The organism is Vibrio sp. 1562 (assembly GCF_033340155.1).
In the GTDB taxonomy this organism is placed as follows: domain Bacteria; phylum Pseudomonadota; class Gammaproteobacteria; order Enterobacterales; family Vibrionaceae; genus Vibrio; species Vibrio alginolyticus.
Map to the genome: position 1 here is coordinate 1 of NZ_JAWOVY010000347.1, position 702 is coordinate 702.

Below are 702 nucleotides of genomic sequence, written 5' to 3' on the forward strand. Positions count from 1 at the left end.
GCACGGTGCCTGGATCTTCACCTCGGCAACGCTCGCGGTTTCTGGTGACTTTAAGCACTTTACCGATCGTCTCGGCTTAAAACCTAAACAACCGTTTTCGCTGCCATCGCCATTTGATTATGAAAAGCAGGCTCGCCTTTGTGTGCCTCGTTATCTTCCTGAGCCAAACAGCCCAGGTTTAGCGGACAAATTGGTGAGAATGTTAGCACCAGTCATTGAAGAAAATGACGGTCGTTGTTTCTTCTTATGTACTTCTCACAGCATGATGCGTGAGTTGGGAGAGAAGTTCCGTGAGGTGTTGGATCTTCCGGTTCTTATGCAAGGTGAAATGAGCAAGCAAAAGACTCTTGCAGAGTTTATGGAGCTGGGTAACGCTTTGCTTGTGGCGACGGGGGCGTTTTGGGAAGGGATCGATGTTAGAGGTGACGCACTGAGCTGTGTTATCATCGACAAATTACCGTTTACTGCCCCTGATGACCCGCTACTCAAAGCCCGAATCGAAGATTGTCGATTACGTGGTGGTGAGCCGTTTGCAGAAGTGCAAATCCCAGATGCGGATATCACTTTAAAGCAGGGCGTAGGACGTTTGATTCGAGACCAAAAAGACCATGGTGCCTTAATCATTTGCGACAACCGTTTGGTGACGCGTGATTATGGTGGCATCTTCCTCGGCAGTTTACCGCCAATCCCAAGAACACGGGA

The 702-nt window shown here is 49.1% G+C and carries 1 protein-coding gene; it reads left to right on the forward strand.

Annotation, left to right across the window (positions count from 1 at the left end):
• Positions 1-702, forward strand: a 702-nt coding sequence (locus tag R7Z49_RS25115; protein WP_318112402.1) for an ATP-dependent DNA helicase, incomplete at both ends; no start/stop codon positions are given.